10 protein-coding genes are annotated in these 17,825 nt (G+C 68.6%); 2 read left to right on the top strand and 8 right to left on the bottom strand.

Going from position 1 to position 17,825, the window contains the following annotated elements:
• Positions 1-9: 9 nt before the first annotated feature.
• The 8 genes from C4F17_RS16600 to C4F17_RS16565 all read right to left on the bottom strand — a co-directional run bounded on the left by C4F17_RS16600 (position 10) and on the right by C4F17_RS16565 (position 14,451).
• On the bottom strand, positions 10-2,493 hold the full coding sequence (locus tag C4F17_RS16600; RefSeq protein WP_106935976.1) for a glycogen/starch/alpha-glucan phosphorylase: 2,484 nt from the start codon (positions 2,491-2,493) through the stop codon (positions 10-12).
• A gap of 342 nt (positions 2,494-2,835) precedes the next feature.
• Positions 2,836-4,314: a glycogen synthase GlgA gene (glgA, locus tag C4F17_RS16595; protein WP_106935975.1), complete on the bottom strand. Its 1,479-nt coding sequence runs from the start codon at positions 4,312-4,314 to the stop codon at positions 2,836-2,838.
• A 22-nt stretch (positions 4,315-4,336) separates the two neighbouring features.
• Positions 4,337-5,653: a glucose-1-phosphate adenylyltransferase gene (glgC, locus tag C4F17_RS16590; RefSeq protein WP_081270779.1), complete on the bottom strand. Its 1,317-nt coding sequence runs from the start codon at positions 5,651-5,653 to the stop codon at positions 4,337-4,339.
• Positions 5,654-5,749: 96 nt separating this feature from the next.
• Entirely contained in the window at positions 5,750-7,870 is a 2,121-nt protein-coding gene (gene glgX, locus C4F17_RS16585) for a glycogen debranching protein GlgX (protein ID WP_106935974.1), read from the bottom strand.
• A 592-nt stretch (positions 7,871-8,462) separates the two neighbouring features.
• Positions 8,463-10,637 carry a 1,4-alpha-glucan branching protein GlgB gene (glgB, locus tag C4F17_RS16580; protein ID WP_106935973.1) on the bottom strand — a complete coding sequence of 725 codons (2,175 nt, stop codon included), beginning with the start codon at positions 10,635-10,637 and terminating at the stop codon, positions 8,463-8,465.
• Between the two features lie 5 nt (positions 10,638-10,642).
• The gene (locus C4F17_RS16575) at positions 10,643-12,334 is read right to left on the bottom strand and encodes an alpha-glucosidase (RefSeq protein ID WP_106935972.1); all 1,692 of its coding nucleotides are present in this window, start codon (positions 12,332-12,334) and stop codon (positions 10,643-10,645) included.
• An 88-nt stretch (positions 12,335-12,422) separates the two neighbouring features.
• Complete coding sequence (locus C4F17_RS16570) at positions 12,423-13,493, bottom strand: NAD/NADP octopine/nopaline dehydrogenase family protein (protein WP_106935971.1); 1,071 nt, start codon at positions 13,491-13,493, stop codon at positions 12,423-12,425.
• Positions 13,486-14,451 carry a Bug family tripartite tricarboxylate transporter substrate binding protein gene (locus C4F17_RS16565; protein ID WP_106937591.1) on the bottom strand — a complete coding sequence of 322 codons (966 nt, stop codon included), beginning with the start codon at positions 14,449-14,451 and terminating at the stop codon, positions 13,486-13,488. Before C4F17_RS16565 ends, C4F17_RS16570 begins: the two co-directional genes overlap by 8 nt.
• Before the next feature lie 203 nt (positions 14,452-14,654).
• On the opposite strand from C4F17_RS16565, the gene leuS reads away from it, so the two are divergent.
• Positions 14,655-17,285 carry a leucine--tRNA ligase gene (gene leuS / locus C4F17_RS16560; RefSeq protein ID WP_081270089.1) on the top strand — a complete coding sequence of 877 codons (2,631 nt, stop codon included), beginning with the start codon at positions 14,655-14,657 and terminating at the stop codon, positions 17,283-17,285.
• A gap of 15 nt (positions 17,286-17,300) precedes the next feature.
• Complete coding sequence (locus C4F17_RS16555; RefSeq protein WP_081270088.1) at positions 17,301-17,822, top strand: LPS-assembly lipoprotein LptE; 522 nt, start codon at positions 17,301-17,303, stop codon at positions 17,820-17,822.
• The last annotated feature ends 3 nt before the right edge of the window (positions 17,823-17,825 follow it).

Below are 17,825 nucleotides of genomic sequence, written 5' to 3'. Positions count from 1 at the left end.
GAAGGTGGTTCAGCCCAGCACGACCGGCTTGGTGTGCCAGATCTCATGCGCGTACTGCGCAATCGTGCGGTCCGATGAAAACGCGCCCATACCCGCCACGTTCAGGATCGCCATCCGCGTCCACGCATCCGAATCGCGATACAGCGCATCCACCTCGGCCTGCTTCGCCACGTAGCTCGCATAGTCCGCTAGCAGCAGGTAGTGGTCGCCCCAGTTCACCAGCGCGTCGTAGATGCCCTGGTAGCGGCCCGGCTCGCCCGGCGAGAAAGCGCCGTCGCGGATCGCGTCGAGCACGCGCCTGAGCTCGGGGTTGCCTTCGTAGATGTCGCGCGGCTGGTAGCCGCGCGCGCGGATGTCGGCGACCTCGGGCGTGGTGTTGCCGAAGATGAAGATGTTCTCCGGCCCCACGTTCTCGCGCATTTCCACGTTGGCGCCGTCCAGCGTGCCGATGGTCAGCGCGCCGTTGAGCGCGAACTTCATGTTGCCGGTGCCCGAGGCCTCGGTGCCCGCCGTGGAGATCTGCTCCGACAGGTCGGCCGCCGGCATGATGATCTCGGCCAGACTCACGCTGTAGTTCGGCAGGAACACCACCTTCAGCAGCTTGCCCACGCGCGGGTCGGCGTTGATGGTGCCGGCCACGTCGTTGATGAGCCGGATCACCAGCTTGGCCATCACATAGGCCGAAGCGGCCTTGCCCGCGAAAACCACCACGCGCGGCACCATGTCGACCGGCGCACCCGTGGCCTGCGCGTCGAGGATGCGGTGGTAGCGCGCCACCACGTGCAGCACGTTGAGCAGCTGCCGCTTGTATTCGTGGATGCGCTTGACCTGCACGTCGAACATCGCGTCGGTATCGATGTCCACCTTCAGGTGCTGCTCGACCCAGTTGGCCAGCCGCAGCTTGTTCTCGCGCTTGGCATGGCGGAAGGCGCGCACGAAGGCGGGCTGCGCGGCCATCGGCTTCAGCGCCTCCAGTTGCGACAGGTCGCGCCGCCAGCCCTTGCCGATGCGCTGGTCGAGCAGCGCCGCCAGCGGCGGGTTGGCCTGCGCCAGCCAGCGGCGCGGCGTGACGCCATTGGTCTTGTTGTTGAAGCGCTCGGGAAAGAGCTTCGCGAAGTCCGAGAAGATCGACTGCTTCATCAGCTCCGAGTGCAGCCCCGACACCCCGTTGACCGAGTGGCTCGCCAGCACCGCCACGTAGGCCATGCGCACGCGCCGCTCGCCGGTCTCGTCCACCAGCGAGAGCCTGCGCATCAGCTCGACGTCGTTGCCCAGCTTCTGCGCGACGGTGGCCAGGAACTTCGCGTTGATGTCGTAGATGATCTGCAGGTGCCGCGGCAGGATGCGGCCCAGCATCTCGACCGGCCAGGTCTCCAGCGCCTCGTGCATCAGCGTGTGGTTGGTGTAGCTGAACACCTTCTGCGTGTGCGCCCAGGCTTCGTCCCACGGCATGCCGTGCTCGTCCAGCAGCAGCCGCATGAGCTCGGGCACGGCGAGCACCGGGTGGGTGTCGTTCAGGTGGATGCTGACTTTTTCCGAGAGCTGGTCGAAGGTCGTGTGGTTGCGCAGGTAGCGGCGCAGCAGGTCCTGCATGCTGGCGCTGCAGAAGAAGTACTCCTGGTGCAGCCGCAGCTCGCGCCCCGAGGGCGTGGAGTCATCGGGGTAGAGCACGCGCGAGACGTTCTCCGACTGGTTCTTGCTCTCGACCGCGCCCATGTAGTTGCCGCGGTTGAAGGCCGAGAGGTCGATTTCCTCGGTGGCGCGCGCCGACCACAGCCGCAGCGTGTTGGTGGCCTGCGTGCCGTAGCCCGGAATGATGGTGTCGTAGGCCACGGCCAGCACGTCGTGGGTGTCGACCCAGTCGACCGCGCCGGGCGGCACGTTGGCGCCCTCGCGCTTCTGCACGTGGCCGCCGAAGCGCACCCGGTAGTTGACCTCGGGCCGCTGGAATTCCCAGGGGTTGCCGCGCGTGAGCCAGTAGTCGGGCGTCTCGACCTGCTGGCCGTCGACGATGCGCTGGCGGAACATGCCGTATTCGTAGCGGATGCCGTAGCCCATGCCCGGCACGCCGAGCGTGGCCATCGAATCGAGGAAGCAGGCGGCGAGCCGGCCCAGGCCGCCGTTGCCCAGGGCCGCGTCGGGCTCGCGCTCGGCCAGCGCGTCCATGTCGACGCCGAAATCGGCCAGCGCCTCGCGCACGGTGTCGTACAGGTCCACGGCCAGCAGCGCGTTGGTGAAGGTGCGCCCGATGAGGAATTCCATCGACAGGTAGTAGACGCGCTTGAGGTCCTGCGCGTAGTTGGCGCGCGTGGTCATCATCCAGCGCTCGACGAGCTGATCGCGCACGGCCTGCGAGGTGGCGTTGAGCCAGTCGTCCTGGCTGGCCGCGACAGGGTCCTTGCCGACGGCATAGATCAGCTTGTTGGCCACCGCGCGCTTGAAGGCCGCGACGTCGCGGTCGGGATGGTCGTAGGCGAAGTCTTTGATCGTCATGGTTGGCGCTCTTTGGGTGGGTGGTGGGGTGTCTGATCTGCCGTCAGGAGGCGTTGGGGGTGTGTGCACAGGGCACCGGGTACTCCCCTCCGCGAATGTCCCCCGGCCTGCGGCCTCCTCCTTTATTTCGCTGCGGGGAGCACCCGGCGCCCTGTGCACGACGGGCGCTGCTGTTGTGTCGTTCGATCAACAACTGCTCTGAACGCTCACGCCGGCGGGGTGCCTTGCGCAGCGAAATAAAGGAGGAGGGCGAAGCCCGGGGGACATTCGCGGAGCAAGGTACCCCGTCGGCGTGAGCGCCCCCCGAACAGCACGCGAAACGGCAAAAAGAAAAGAAGGCGTTCATCCCAGCGCCTGCCGATAGACATCGATGTACTGAGCAGCCGCAGTGCCCCAGTCGGCCGGCCGCCGCATCGCGTTGCCGCGCACGCGCCGCCAGTCCGGCGCGCGCTGGTAGAGCGCGAAGGCGCGGCGCACGGCGCGTTCGTAGTCGGCCACGTCGAAGCGGTCGAACACGAAACCGGTGGCCTCGCCGCTGGCCAGGTCTTCCAGCGTGCTGTCGACCACCGTGTCGGCCAGCCCGCCCACGCGGCGCACCAGCGGCAGGCTGCCGTATTTCAGGCCGTACATCTGCGTGAGGCCGCAGGGCTCGAAGAGCGAGGGCACCAGCGTCACGTCGCCCGCGCCGAAGAGCTGGTGCGCGAGCGTCTCGTCGTAGCCGATGGTCACGCTGACCGATTGCGGCGCGGCCGCCGCGCGCTGCCTGAATGCGTCTTCGAGCCAGCCCTCGCCGCTGCCCAGCAGCGCGAGCTGGCCGCCTTGCGCGAGCAGCGCGTCCAGGCCGTCGAGCACCAGCCCCAGGCCCTTCTGCTCGGTCAGGCGGCTCACCAGGATGAACAGCGGCGCGTCCGGCCGCTCGGCCAGCCCCAGCTGGTGCTGCAGCACCGACTTGCAGCGCGCCTTGCCGGCCATGTGGCGGCCTTCGGGCGTGTGGTAGCCCTGCACCAGCGCCGCATCGGTCGCCGGGTTCCAGACCTGGTCGTCGACCGCGTTGAGGATGCCGCTCAGCAAGCCGCTGCGCTGGCGCAGCAGGCCGTCGAGCCCGCAGCCCTGCTCGGGCGTCTGGATCTCCAGCGCGTAGGTCGGGCTCACCGTGGTGAGCCGGTCGGCGTAGCAAAGGCCGCCCTTCATGAAGGAGACCTGGCCGTGGTATTCGATGCCGTTCATCTGGAACGCGGGCCCGGGCAGCCCGAGGTCCGCGAAGTTCCATGGCGCGAAGAGGCCCTGGTAGGCCAGGTTGTGCACCGTGAACACGCTGCCCACGCGCGATGCGCCCATCTGGCCGGCCTCGCGCGCGAAGTGCAGGTAGGCCGGCGCCAGCGCGGCGTGCCAGTCGTGCGCGTGCACCACCTCGGGCTGCCAGGATGGATCGAGCCCCTGTGCGAGCCGCGCCGCCGCCCAGCCCAGCAGCGCGAAGCGCCGGTGGTTGTCGCCGTAGGGCTGGCGCGCGTTGTCCTCGTACGGGTTGCCGGGCCGGTCATAGAGCGCGGGCGCATCGATCACGTAGGCCGGGATGCCCGGCGTGCCGTCGACCGCCACGCGCCCGAGCCGCAGCGCGAATCGCTCGCCCCAGGGCGCGTCGAACTCGGCCACGGGCGCGAGTTCGCGCACGCCGCGGACGATGGCCGGAAAGCCCGGCAGCAGCACGCGCGCGTCCTGCCCCTCGGCCATGAGCGCCAGCGGCAGGGCGCCGGCGATGTCGGCCAGGCCGCCGGTCTTGAGCAGGGGAAAGAGTTCGGCGCTGACTTGCAGGATTCGCATCGTGGAGGCTGGAAGGTGGGTCTCAGGCGGGCGCAAGCCGCTTGAGCATTTCGCGCGTGACCAGCACCACGCCGCTTTCGGTGCGCTCGAAGCGCGCGGCGTCGGCCTCGGCGTCCTCGCCGATCACCATGTCGTCGGGGATCACGCAGGCGCGGTCGATGACCACCTTGCTCAGGCGGCAGCCGCGTCCCACTTCGACGTCGGGCAGCAGCACCGCCTGCGAGATGGTGCAGAACGAGTGGACGCGTACGCCCGAGAACAGCACCGAGTCGCTCACCGACGACCCCGACACGATGCAGCCGCCCGAGACGATGGTGTTGGTCGTGAGGCCGGGCTTGCCGTCGCGCCCGAACACGAACTTGGCCGGCGGCAGCTGGCGCTGGTAGGTCCAGATCGGCCAGTTGGTGTCGTAGATGTCGAGCTCCGGCGTGATCGAGGCCAGGTCGAGGTTGGCGGCCCAGAAGGCGTCGATCGTGCCCACGTCGCGCCAGTAGGTCGGGCTGTCGCCGCCGCGCATGGCGCGGGTCACGCACGACATGCCGAACGGATGCGCCAGCGCGCGGCCCTCCGCCACGGCGCGCGGGATGATGTCCTTGCCGAAGTCGTGGTCGGAGTTCGGGTCCTTGCTGTCTTCCTCCAGCAAGCGGTAGAGGTAGGTGGAATCGAACACGTAGATGCCCATGCTGGCCAGTGCCACGTCCGGCTTGCCGGGCATGGCCGGCGGGTCGGCGGGCTTTTCCAGGAAGGCCGTGACCTTGCGGTCGCCGTCCACGTGCATCACGCCGAAGGCGGTGGCCTCCATGCGCGGCACCTCGATGCAGCCGACGGTGCAGCCCAGGCCGCGCTCGGCGTGGTCCTTGACCATGATCGAGTAGTCCATCTTGTAGATGTGGTCGCCGGCCAGCACCACGACGTAGTCGTGCGGCGTGGAGCGGGTCTGGATGATGTCGAGGTTCTGGAACACCGCGTCGGCCGTGCCGCGGTACCAGTGCTCGTCGCCCACGCGCTGCTGCGCGGGCAGCACGTCGACCATCTCGTTGAGCTCGGCCCGCAGGAAGCTCCATCCGCGCTGCAGGTGGCGCATGAGCGAATGCGACTTGTACTGCGTGACCACCGCCATGCGCCGGATGCCCGAGTTCAGGCAGTTGGACAGCGCGAAATCGATGATGCGGAACTTGCCGCCGAAGTACACCGCCGGCTTGGCGCGGCGGTCGGTCAGCTGCTTGAGGCGGGAGCCGCGGCCGCCGGCCAGCACCAGGGCGATGGTGCGGCGGACCAGCTGGTGGGCCTGCAGCTCGTGCTGCGGTTGCTGTGGCGCTTGGGGTGCGAGGTTGTCCATCCTGAAGTCTCCGTTCGTTCGTTTGTTTGCTTGTCGTGATTCGTCCGCCGTCAGAGTTTCTGCATCGAGACTAGCACCGCGCTGCGCGGCTGGCTCCTACGTTCTTGCAATTCCGAGGCTCGAGAAAGGCACCTGCGCCGTGCCGTCGAGCGGCCGCGCCAGGTTGCCCGGGTCGTGTGCGGGATCGCTCGACAGGCACAGCCGCCAGCCGCCCCCGGGCAGCCTGAACTGCACGGTGCCGGGCCCCGCGTTCACCATCACCAGCCATGCGCTTTGCCTTCTTTCGCTTGCTTCATCCGATGCATCACTCGCGGCAAAGAGGATTGCAAGGGCCGTGCCTGTCTGCCAGTCTGCGGGCGTCATCGGTTCGCCGTCGGGGCGCAGCCAGCGGATGCCGGGGGGCGTGCCTTCGGGCGGCTCGGCCGGCCACCAGCGCGCGCTGCGCAGCGCCGGGGCTTCGCGCCGCAGCGCCGCCAGCCGCGCCACGAAGGCGCTCATGCGGGCCGCGTCGCTCGCGGGATCGGACGCGGCGCCGATCCAGGCGAGCCAGGTGGTCTCGTTGTCCTGGCAGTAGGCGTTGTTGTTGCCTTGCTGTGTGTGCCCCAGCTCGTCGCCGGCCAGCAGCATCGGCGTGCCTTGGGAAAGCATCAACGTGGCCAGCAGCGCGCGCCGCAGTCGCTCGCGCAGGGCCAGCACGCCGGGGTCGTCGCTCGGACCCTCGACGCCGCAGTTGTCGCTCAGGTTGTGGCCGTGGCCGTCGCGGTTGCCTTCCCCGTTGGCGAGGTTGTCGCGCTCGTTGTAGCTGACGAGGTCGCGCAGCGTGAAGCCGTCGTGCGCGGTGATGAAGTTGACGCTGGCGGTCGGCGCGCGGCCGTCGTGCGCGAATTGCGTGCTCGAGGCGGTGAAGCGGTGCGCGAAGTCGCCGAGGCCGGCCTTTCCGTCACCCTCGTGGTCCTGCCGCAGCCAGAAGCCGCGCTGGGTGTCGCGGTAGCGGTCGTTCCACTCGAGCCAGCCGGGCGGGAATTCGCCCAGGCGATAGCCGCCGGGGCCCAGGTCCCAGGGCTCGGCGATGAGCAGCGTGCGAGACAGGACCGGGTCTTGCGCGATGGCCGCGAAGAAAGGCGCGCGCGGGTCGAAGTCGTTGTTGCCTGCACTGCGGCCCAGCACCGGGGCCAGGTCGAAGCGGAAGCCGTCGACGCCCATCTCGCAGGCCCAGAAACGCAGGCTGTCCATGACCAGCTGCAGCACGCGCGGCTCGGTCAGGTCCAGGCAGTTGCCGGTGCCGGCCCAGTTCTCGTAGAGCGCGCGGTCGTCGGGGCGCAGGCGGTAGTACAGGGCGTTGTCGATGCCGCGCAGCGAGAGGGTGGGGCCGAACTCGTCGGTCTCGGCGCTGTGGTTGTAGACGACGTCGATCACCAGCTCCATGCCGCGCGCGTGGATCGCGTCGGCCATCGCCCGGAACTCGCCAGCGGGCGTGGTGCCGGGACGGCCGCTCCAGTAGCGGGCTTCGGGCGCGAACCAGCCGATGGTGCTGTAGCCCCAGTAGTTGCTCAGGCCCATGTGCAGCAGGCGCTGTTCGTCGGCGCGGTGCTGCACGGGCATGAGGCTCAGGGTGGTGACGCCCAGGCGCTGGAGGTGGTCGAGCACGGCGGGCTCGGCCAGTCCCGCATAGCTGCCTCGAAGGGGTGCGGGCACGGCGGGGTGCAGCTTTGTCTGGCCCTTGACGTGCAGTTCGTAGAGGACGCGGTCGGATGCGGGGATGCGGGCGTGGCCGGCCAGGCGTTCGCTGCTTTGTGGTGTTGCTGCTGCCGCGACCCGGGCTTTGAGGGCTGCTGCGGCGTTGTCTCGCGTGTCCCTCAGGTCCGGGTTCGCGGGGTTGTGGCCGAGGAAGATGTCGCTGCCGTCGTAGGTGCCTACTATTTCGCGGGCGTAAGGGTCGAGCAGAAGCTTGGCGGGGTTGAAGCGCTTTCCCTCTTTTGGGGACCAGGAGCCGTGGACTCGGTAGCCGTAGACGAGGCCTGGCTTGCCGCTGGGGAGATGGCCGTGCCAGATGCCGTCTGTCTGTTGCGGGAGCCTCAGGCGCTGTTGTTCGTTATTGCCTGTGGTGTCGAAGATGCAGAGGTCTACCGCTTCTGCTGTGGGTGCGGCCAGTGCGAAGTTGACGCCTTGTTGCATGGGCGTTGCGCCCAGGGGGAAGGGCTTGCCTGGGCTCAGCATTGTTTTTGCCTTGCAGGGGGCTTGTTTTTCGGGGCCGGGTCTCGCCCCGGCGGGCGACTCACTTTCTTTTGCTTCGCCAAAAGAAAGTAAGCAAAGAAAAGGCGACCCTGCTGTCTGCGTCCCTTCGCTTCGCTACGGGCAACCTGCGGTGCTCGACTCCGGCGGGGGTCCGCAGAACTCGCTTCGCTCAAACAGCTGCGGCCCTGATCCCGCCTACGTCTGCGCTCCTCGGCGCAGCCAGAAGGGATTTGTATACCAAACGCGCCATCGCTGCGCTCGGCGCGGTGGCGCAGCCGCGCAGCGGCTGTGCCACATGGGGCCGAGCGAAGCAAAGGCCCGAGTGGGTTCCCCTCCCCTCTGGCTGCGCCGAGGAGCGGAGCGTTTCGCGGATAAGGGCTCGCAGCTGTTTGAGCGAAGCGAGTTCTGCGAGACCCCGCGAAACGCGAGCACCGCAGGTTGCCCCGTAGCGAAGCGCAGGGGTCGCAGACAGCAGGGTCGCCTTTCTTTTGCCTACGTTTCTTTGGCGAAGCAAAGAAAAGTAGGTCGGCCGCCGGGCCGAGACCCGGCCCCGGAAAACAAACACCCAAGAACATCAAACCAACACCCACATCACAGTACCCAAAGGCGGCAAGCTGACAGACAAGGAGTCCGCTTTCCCATGCCAAGCAACAGGCTCGCTCTCGACAACCCCGTTCCCCACGCCACTCCCGCCATAAACCGCCCCATCCGTATTGATGATCTCCCGATAAGAGCCAGCAAACGGAACCCCCAACCGGTACCCACGCCGAGGCACAGGCGTGAAGTTGCAGACAGCGACAACAAACGCCCCGTCACGAGCCCGCCGGACAAAGGCAAACACCGACTGATCCGCATCGTCATGCACGATCCACTCGAATCCGCCACCGTCATGGTCGAGCTCGTGCAGCGCCGGAAAATGCCGGTACACGTTGTTCAGGTCGCGCACCAGCCGCCGCACGCCTTGGTGCGCCGCATGCTCCAGCAAATGCCAGTCCAGGCTGCGGTCCGCGTTCCATTCGGCGTACTGCGCGAACTCGCCCCCCATGAACAACAGCTTCTTGCCCGGATACGCCCAGAGGTAGCCATACAGGTTGCGCAGCCCGGCAAACTTCTGCCACTCGTCTCCCGGCATGCGCCCGATCAGCGAGCCCTTGCCGTGCACCACCTCGTCGTGCGACAGCGGCAGCACGAAGTTCTCGCTGTGCGCATACATCAGCCCGAAGGTGATCTTCTGGTGGTGGTGCTTGCGGTAGACCGGGTCGGTGCCCGCATAGGCCAGGGTGTCGTTCATCCAGCCCATGTTCCACTTGTAGTGGAAGCCCAGGCCGCCGTCTTCGGGCGGGCGGGTCACGCCGGGGAAGCTGGTCGACTCTTCGGCCAGCGTCACCGCGCCGGGCCGCTCGACGCCCACCACGCGGTTCATGCGCCGCAGGAAGTCGATGGCCTCGAGGTTCTCGCGTCCGCCGAAGGTGTTGGGTATCCACTCGCCCGCCTTGCGGCTGTAGTCGCGGTAGAGCATCGAGGCCACCGCGTCCACGCGCAGGCCGTCCACGCCGTAGCGCTCCAGCCAGTAGAGCGCGTTGCCGACGAGGTAGTTGCGCACCTCGGTGCGCGCGTAGTTGAAGATCAGCGTCTGCCAGTCGTTGTGGAAGCCCTCGCGCGGGTCGGCGTACTCATAGAGCGCGGTGCCGTCGAAGCGGCCCAGGCCGTGCGCGTCGGTCGGGAAATGCGCGGGCACCCAGTCGAGGATCACGCCCAGCCCCGCCGCATGCGCGGCCTCGACGAAATGCCGGAAGTCGCCCGGCGTGCCGAAGCGCGAGGTCGGCGCATACAGGCCGATCGGCTGGTAGCCCCAGGAGCCGTCGAACGGGTGCTCGCTGATCGGCAGCAGCTCGATGTGCGTGAAGCCCATGTCGCGCGCATAGGGCACCAGCGTGTCGGCCAGCTCGCGGTAGTCGAGCCACTCGTGGCCGTTGTTCTTGCGGCGCCACGAGCCAAGGTGCACTTCATAAATGCTGACGGGCGCGTGGCGGCCGTTGGCCTCGGCGCGGCCCTCGGGCATCTTCACGGCGGCCGGCAGCGGCTGCACCACGCAGGCGGTGTCCGGCCGCAGCTGCGCCGAGAACGCGAACGGGTCGGCCTTGCGCAGCACTTCGCCGTGGGCCGAAAGAATCTCGAATTCGTAGGCATCGCCCACCGTCACGTGCGGCGCGAAGATCTCCCACACGCCGCACTCGCGGCGCAGCCGCATCATGTGGCGCCGGCCGTCCCAGTTGTTGAAGTTGCCGACCACCGACACGCGCCGCGCATTCGGCGCCCAGACCGCGAAGGCCACGCCCTTGACGCCGTTCATCTCGCGCAGGTGCGCGCCCAGCCGCTCCCACGGCCGCAGGTGCGTGCCCTCGGCCAGCAGCCAGACGTCGGTGTCGCCGAGCACGAACGGAAAGCGGTAGGGGTCCTCGAGCCGCGAGGTGTGGGCGTCCCAGTCGATCTGGAACGAATAGCCCATGCGGGCCTCGGCCGCCGGCACCAGCCCGCTGAAGAGGTCCGACTCGCCGTGGCGCGAAAGGATCGACAGCGGCCAGCCGGTGCGCGAATGCACCACCGCCACGCGCTGCGCGCCGGGCAGAAGCGCGCGCACCTCCAGGCCCTCGGCGGTCTCGTGCGGCCCCAGCACGGCAAAAGGATCGCCATGTTCGGCGCGCATGAGCGCGTGGATTTCTGATTCGGACAACGGCTTCGGGGGCATGGCGGTCAGCTCATTCCTTCTTCGGCGGGCATGCCGATGAAGACGCCATAGGGCGCCAGCACCAGCATGCGCTTTTCGTTCACGGTCTGCACGGCGGAAGTCGGCGCGAGCGGTTGTCCGACGAGGGGCTGCATTGGCTGCAACCGATCGGGCAAGGGCATCGACACCGGCGCGCTTCCCAGGTTGAAGATCGCGTGGAGCGATTGGTTCCCGTCGTTGCGCTCGAAATGCAGCAGGGGCTCGGGCGCGTCGATGAAGGCGATGCCGCCGGTGCGCAGCAGCGGCTGCGTGCGGCGCCAGCGCAGCAGGGCGCGGCTGAAGGCCAGCATCGAGCCCGGTTCGTCGGCCTGCCGCTCGACGGCCAGCGGCAGGTGCGGCCCGTACACCGGCAGCCAGGGCGTGCCGGTGGTGAAGCCGCCGTGCGGCGCGTCGGCGGTCCAGGGCATCGGCGTGCGGCAGCCGTCGCGGCCCTTGAACTCGGGCCAGAACGCCCGGCCGTAGGGGTCCTGCAGCAGCTCGAAGGGCACCTCGGCCTCGGGCAGGCCGAGTTCCTCGCCCTGGTAGATGCTGGCGCTGCCGCGCAGCGTGAGCAGCAGCGTCAGCCAGAGGCGGTCGCGGCGCGTGTCGGTGGGTGCGCCGCCGCTCCAGCGGGTGGCGACGCGCGGCACGTCGTGGTTCGACACGGCCCAGCAGCCCCAGCCGCCGGTGGGCGCCAGCGCGCCGTCGAGCGCCTCCACCTGGTGGCGCAGGTGCTCGGGGCTGTGGTCGGCCGTGAGCAGGCTGAAGCTGTAGGCCAGGTGCAGGCGCCTGCCGCTCTCGGTGTATTGCGCCATGACAGGCGGCGCGTTCTCGTCGCCGACCTCGCCCAGCGCCACCGCGCCGTAGCCGTCGAGCAGCCGGCGCAGGTTTTCGAGGAACGCCAGGTTCTCGTGCTGGCTCTTGTCGTACAGGTGCTGCTGCATCGCATACGGGTTGTCGGCGCGCACCGTGCTGACTTCGTCGATCGACGCGAGCGAGGCCGGCGGGTTGTCGCGCAGCAGCGCGTCGTGGAACTGGTGGTTGCAGGCGTCGAAGCGGAAGCCGTCGACGCCGCGCTCGCACCAGAAGCGCACTTCGCCGAGCAAGGCCTCCTGCACCTCGGCGCAATGGAAGTTCAGGTCGGGCTGCTCGGCCAGAAAGCTGTGCAGGTAGTACTGCCGCCGCCGCGAATCCCACTGCCAGGCCGAGCCGCCGAACACCGACAGCCAGTTGGTGGGCGGCGTGCCGTCGGGCCGGGGGTCGGCCCACACGTACCAGTCGGCCTTGGGGTTGTCGCGCGAGCTGCGGCTTTCGGCGAACCAGGCGTGCTGATCGGAGGTGTGCGAGAGCACCTGGTCGATGATGAGCTTCAGGCCCAGCGCATGCATGCGCGCGAGCATGGCGTCGAAGTCGGCCAGCGTGCCGAACAGCGGATCGACCGCGCGGTAGTCGGACACGTCGTAGCCGAAGTCCTTCATCGGCGAGCGGAAGAAGGGCGAGACCCAGACCGCATCGACGCCGAGCGCCGCCACGTGGTCGAGCCGGGCCGTGATGCCGGGCAGGTCGCCGATGCCGTCGCCGTTGCTGTCGCTGAAGCTGCGCGGGTAGATCTGGTAGATCACCGCGCCGCGCCACCATTCGCTGCCGCCTTTGTCGCTGCTCTTGTCGCTGGTGCCCATGCCGGTCCCTGTGGTCGGAAAAATCATTGTGGCATGCGAGATTCGGGCCAGTGGCAAGCCCCGTGCGCGCCCCGGGCCGCCGCCCTTGCTACAGCCGCGCGAGCAGCCCGGCGACGGTTTCGTTCGCCAGGCCCAGCGGTTCGAGCAGGTCGTTCTCGCGGCGGAAGTCGATGCCGTTGACCAGCGAGGCCGCGTCCACGATGGTGCGGGTCGCGGGCGTGGGCACGCCGGCGATGGCGCCCAGCGCCTCGATGAAGGCCAGGCCGTAGGGCATGTCCTCGGTCACGTAGCGGGTGTCGGCCTGCACCGGGCCGGGCGGGCCGCCGCGCTTGGCGTGCAGTTCGGCGGCGATGTCCGCCAGCTTTTCCGACGTGGTGCCGAAGGAACGCGCGAAGTGCGCCTCGATGGGGCCGAGCTCGATGCCGAAGGCCCGCGCCACGGCGCGGCGCTCCTGGTCGAGCGCCTCGATCGCACGCGACACGCCGGGCGTCATGCAGTGGTACTGCGGCCAGTTCTCGGCGCGCTCGATGCGGGTCCAGTTGAACACCGCGAGCGGGCCGTGCGACTGCGGGTTGACGTTGGCCAGCGCGCTGGCGAGGGCGCTTTCCTGCGCGAAGAAGCCGTCGCCGAAGAGTGCGGTGCACAGGGCGACGGCCTCGTGCGCCTTCGCGCCGAGCAGGGCGGACACGCCGACCGCCTTGCGCCGTGTCATGACCTTGACCTGCGTGGCCGACGCCCGGCGCGCGGTCAGCACGGTCGTGCCGAAGCTGGCCACGGTGATCTGCCGGCCGGCTTGCCTGGCTGCTTCATGGAGATAGAGCGACGACAGCGAGGCCATCGAGCTGACGATCACGGTCTGGCCGTCGCGCAGGAAGGGCAGCAGCGCGTCCATCACCCGCCTGTGGCCGTTGACGGGCAGGGCGAGCAGCAGCACGTCCGACGCCGCGCAAAGGCTGGCCGCGTCGCCGGCGACCTCGACCGTCACCGAGAACGACTGGATGCCGCCGGCTTCCAGCGCCTGGGTCCGCAGGGCCTCCGCGCCCCGGCCGCCCGGCGACCACACGGTCACGCCGTGCCCCGCCCGCCGCAGCCAGGCCGCGCTGGCCAGCGCGATCGCCCCTGCGCCGGCGATGCCGACGCGGTGTGCCGATTTATTCAACCTTGATCCCGCCCTGCTTGATGACCTTCGCCCAGCGCTGGCTGTCTTCCGTCACGACCTTGCCCAGCGCGGCCGGGCCGCCGCAGGTGTTGACCGCGCCCAGCTGGGCGAAGCGCTGCTTCGTCTCCGGCAGGTTGCACACCTCCATCAGCGCCGCCGACAGCTTCTCGATGCTGGCCGCCGGCATGCGTACCGGCGCCATCACGCCGACCCAGACCGGCACTTCCATGCCCGGCAGGCCGGTGGCCTCGCCGATGGTGGGCGCCGAGCCCATGCCGGGGAGGGAGACGCGAGAGAAGGTGCCCAGCACGCGCGCCTTGCCGCTGGCCACCATGGGCTCGATCGAGGCCACGCTGGTCACGATGGTCGCCACCTGCCCGCCCAGCAGGTCGGTCATGGCGGGCGCCGCGCCCCGGTAGGGCACGTGCAGCAGGTCCACGCCGCCGGCCTGGGCCAGCAGCGCCCCGGTCAGGTGCGAGACGGTGCCGTTGCCGGTCGAGGCGTAGGTCACCTGGCCCGGCCTGGCCTTGGCGTCGCGCAGCACGTCGGCCACGGTCCTGTAGGGGCTTTCGGTGCGCACCGACAGCGTCATGGGCGTGTCGGCCACCAGGGCCACCGGCACCAGCTCGTGCGCCGGGTCGTAGGGCAGCCTGGCCTGCAGGTGGGGAGCGATCGTGACCGCGCCGCCCGTGGCCAGCAGCACCGTGGCGCCGTCGGTCGCCTTGGCCACCGCGTCGGCGGCCACGATGCCGCCAGCGCCGGCCTTGTTGTCGATGATGACCGGCTGGCCCAGCCTGTCGGTCAGCTTGGCGCCCAGGTAGCGGGCAATCACGTCCTGGGCGCCGCCGGTGGCGAAGGGCACGACGATGCGCAGGGGCTTGTCGTTGTGCTGTGCCCACAGCGGCGTGGCGGCGACTGCGGCGAAGCACAGGACAAGATGTTTCAAAAACAATTTCATGGCGAATTCCATCCCGTGGCGCACTGTTCGGGCTTCGTTATTCCGCGAAATGCCGTGGAGCCGGCTTCGGCGGGCCGCCGGCATTGCCCCCGGCAGGGGGAAGGAGAAGCGACACGAAGTGCGCGAAGCCTGGGGGCGAGTCTAGTCCGGCGCGATAATCCCGCGTTCCCGGCCGCCTTGCGCCGGGCTCTTGCCGAACCGCCATGAATCCCAGCTACAAACCCAGCGACGTCGAGTCCGCTGCCCAGGCGCAATGGAGCGCCGCCGATGCCTACCGCGTCACCGAGGACGCGAGCCGCAAGAAGTACTACGCCTGCTCGATGCTGCCGTATCCCAGCGGCAAGCTGCACATGGGCCACGTGCGCAACTACACGATCAACGACATGCTCACGCGCTACCTGCGCATGAGCGGCTACAACGTGCTGATGCCCATGGGCTGGGACGCCTTCGGCCTGCCGGCCGAGAACGCGGCGCTGAAGAATGGCGTGCCGCCGGCCAAGTGGACCTACGAGAACATCGCCTACATGAAGGGCCAGCTCCAGGCCATGGGCCTGGCCATCGACTGGAGCCGCGAGATCGCCACCTGCGACCCGAGCTACTACAAGTGGAACCAGTGGCTGTTCCTGAAGATGCTCGAAAAGGGCATTGCCTACCGCAAGACCCAGGTCGTGAACTGGGACCCGGTCGACCAGACCGTGCTGGCCAACGAGCAGGTGATCGACGGCAAGGGCTGGCGCACCGGCGCCACGGTCGAGCGCCGCGAGATCCCGGGCTACTACCTGAAGATCAGCGACTACGCCGAGGAACTGCTCGAGCACACCCAGCACAAGCTGCCGGGCTGGCCCGAGCGCGTCAAGCTGATGCAGGAGAACTGGATCGGCAAGAGCGAAGGCCTGCGCTTCGCCTTCACCCATGACATCAAGGGTGCCGACGGCAAGCTGATCCAGGACGGCCGCATGTACGTGTTCACCACGCGCGCCGACACCATCATGGGCGTGACCTTCTGCGCCGTGGCGCCCGAGCATCCGCTGGCCGCGCACGCCGCCACGCTCGACCCCAAGGTCGCGGCCTTCATCGAGGAGTGCAAGAGCGGCGGCACCACCGAGGCCGAGCTCGCCACGCAGGAGAAAAAGGGCGTGCCCACCGGCCTCACGGTGACGCACCCGATCACCGACGAGCAGGTGCCGGTGTGGGTCGGCAACTACGTGCTGATCGGCTACGGCGACGGCGCCGTGATGGGCGTGCCCGCGCACGACGAGCGCGACTTCGCCTTCGCCAACAAGTACGGCATCGAGATCATCCAGGTGGTGCTGGTCGACGACGAGCCGCACTTCGACTATCACAAGTGGCAGGACTGGTACGGCGACAAACAGCGCGGCGTGACCATCAACTCCGACAACTTCAGCGGCATGAGCTACAAGGAGGCCGTGGCCGCCGTGGCGCATGCGCTGGGCCAGAAGGGCCTGGGCGAGCTGCAGACCACCTGGCGCCTGCGCGACTGGGGCGTGAGCCGCCAGCGCTACTGGGGCACGCCGATCCCGATCATCCATTGCGAAGAGCACGGCGCGGTGCCGGTCCCCGAAAAAGACCTGCCCGTGGTGCTTCCGACCGACTGCGTGCCGGACGGCTCGGGCAACCCGCTGCACAAGCACGAGGGCTTCCATGCCGGCGTGGTCTGCCCCGTCTGCGGCAAGCCCGCGCGGCGCGAGACCGACACCATGGACACCTTCGTCGACTCGTCGTGGTACTTCATGCGCTACTGCGACCCGAAGAACGACGAAGCCATGGTGGCCGGCGGCGCCGACTACTGGATGCCGATGGACCAGTACATCGGCGGCATCGAGCACGCCATTCTTCACCTGCTGTACGCGCGTTTCTGGACCAAGGTGATGCGCGACCTCGGCCTGCTGAAGGCCGACGAGCCCTTCAGCAAGCTGCTGACGCAGGGCATGGTGCTCAACCACATCTTCTACAAGCGCAACGAGAAGGGCGGCAAGGACTACTTCCCGCCCGCCGAGGTCACGACCGTGCTCGACGCGCAGGGCCGCATCATTGGCGGCACCACTGCAGACGGCACGAAGGTCGAGTACGGCGGCGTCGGCAAGATGGGCAAGAGCGAACGCAACGGCGTCGACCCGCAGGACCTGATCGAGAAGTACGGCGCCGACACCGCCCGCCTGTACACCATGTTCACCGCGCCGCCCGAAGCCACGCTGGAGTGGAACGACGCGGCCGTCGAAGGCAGCTACCGCTTCCTGCGCCGGGTGTGGAACTTCGGCGCGGCGCAGGCCGACGTCGCTCCCGCCGCGCTGGCCGGCCAGACCTTCGGCAAGGGCGCCCAGGCGCTGCGCCGCGAAGTGCACACCGTGCTGCGACAGATCGACTACGACTACCAGCGCATGCAATACAACACGGTGGTGTCGGGCGCGATGAAGCTGCTCAACGCGCTGGAAGGCTTCAAGCCCGACGGCAGCGCGGGCGACGCCGCCGCGGTGCGCGAGGGCTTCGGCATCCTGCTGCGCTGCCTGTACCCGGCCACGCCGCACATCGCGCAGCAGCTGTGGAACGAACTCGGCTACGACAAGGACCTGGGCGGCCTGCTCGACGCGCCCTGGCCCACGGTCGACGTCGGCGCGCTGGTGCAGGACGAGATCGAGCTCATGCTGCAGGTCAACGGCAAGCTGCGCGGCAAGCTCAGCGTGCCGGCCGGCGCCTCGAAGGACGAGATCGAGAAGCTCGCGCTGGCCTGCGACGACTTCGTCAACTTCGCCGAAGGCGCGCCACCCAAGCGCGTGATCGTGGTTCCCGGCCGCCTGGTCAACGTGGTTCTCTGAACGAACGACTCAAGCATGAACAATCGCAATGTCTCGCTGCCGCGCCGCGGCCTTCTCCTCGGACTGGCGGCGGCCGGCGCCTCGCTCGGCCTGGCCGGCTGCGGCTTCGAGCTGCGCAAGGCGCCGGTGTTTGCGTTCAAGACGCTGTCGGTGTCGGGCAACACGGCCATGATCAACCAGATCCGGCGCGAGCTGCGGGCCACCGGTTCGGTGACCGTGCTGCCGCCGGAAGACGCGTCCAAGGCCGACGTGATCCTGGAGATCCTGGGCGAGGACCGCAACCGCATCGTGATCTCGACCAACTCGGCGGGCCTGGTGCGCGAGCTGCAGTTGCAGTTGCGCATCCGCTTCCGGCTGCGCACTCCCGGCGGCAAGGACCTGATTCCGGCCGCCGATGTCTCGCAGACGCGCGACCTGAGCTTCAACGAGACCAACGCGCTGGCCAAGGAAGGCGAAGCCGACCTGCTGTTCCGCGACATGCAGTCGGACATCGCGCAGCAGCTGATGCGCCGCATCGCTGCGGTCAAGTCGCTGTAATCC

The organism is Variovorax sp. PMC12, assembly GCF_003019815.1.
Taxonomy (GTDB): Bacteria; Pseudomonadota; Gammaproteobacteria; order Burkholderiales; family Burkholderiaceae_C; genus Variovorax.
The sequence above is the reverse complement of the archived record's forward strand: the minus strand, read 5'-3'. Positions and strand labels throughout refer to the sequence as shown.

What these genes read in the sequence shown, in the direction of transcription:
- C4F17_RS16565 (WP_106937591.1), bottom strand. Translation starts at nt 14,451, where the DNA reads ATGAAATTGTTTTTGAAACATCTTGTCCTGTGCTTCGCCGCAGTCGCC.
- glgA (WP_106935975.1), bottom strand. Translation starts at nt 4,314, where the DNA reads ATGCGAATCCTGCAAGTCAGCGCCGAACTCTTTCCCCTGCTCAAGACC.
- glgC (WP_081270779.1), bottom strand. Translation starts at nt 5,653, where the DNA reads ATGGACAACCTCGCACCCCAAGCGCCACAGCAACCGCAGCACGAGCTG.
- C4F17_RS16555 (WP_081270088.1), top strand. Translation starts at nt 17,301, where the DNA reads ATGAACAATCGCAATGTCTCGCTGCCGCGCCGCGGCCTTCTCCTCGGA.
- C4F17_RS16575 (WP_106935972.1), bottom strand. Translation starts at nt 12,334, where the DNA reads ATGGGCACCAGCGACAAGAGCAGCGACAAAGGCGGCAGCGAATGGTGG.
- C4F17_RS16600 (WP_106935976.1), bottom strand. Translation starts at nt 2,493, where the DNA reads ATGACGATCAAAGACTTCGCCTACGACCATCCCGACCGCGACGTCGCG.
- leuS (WP_081270089.1), top strand. Translation starts at nt 14,655, where the DNA reads ATGAATCCCAGCTACAAACCCAGCGACGTCGAGTCCGCTGCCCAGGCG.
- glgX (WP_106935974.1), bottom strand. Translation starts at nt 7,870, where the DNA reads ATGCTGAGCCCAGGCAAGCCCTTCCCCCTGGGCGCAACGCCCATGCAA.
- glgB (WP_106935973.1), bottom strand. Translation starts at nt 10,637, where the DNA reads ATGCCCCCGAAGCCGTTGTCCGAATCAGAAATCCACGCGCTCATGCGC.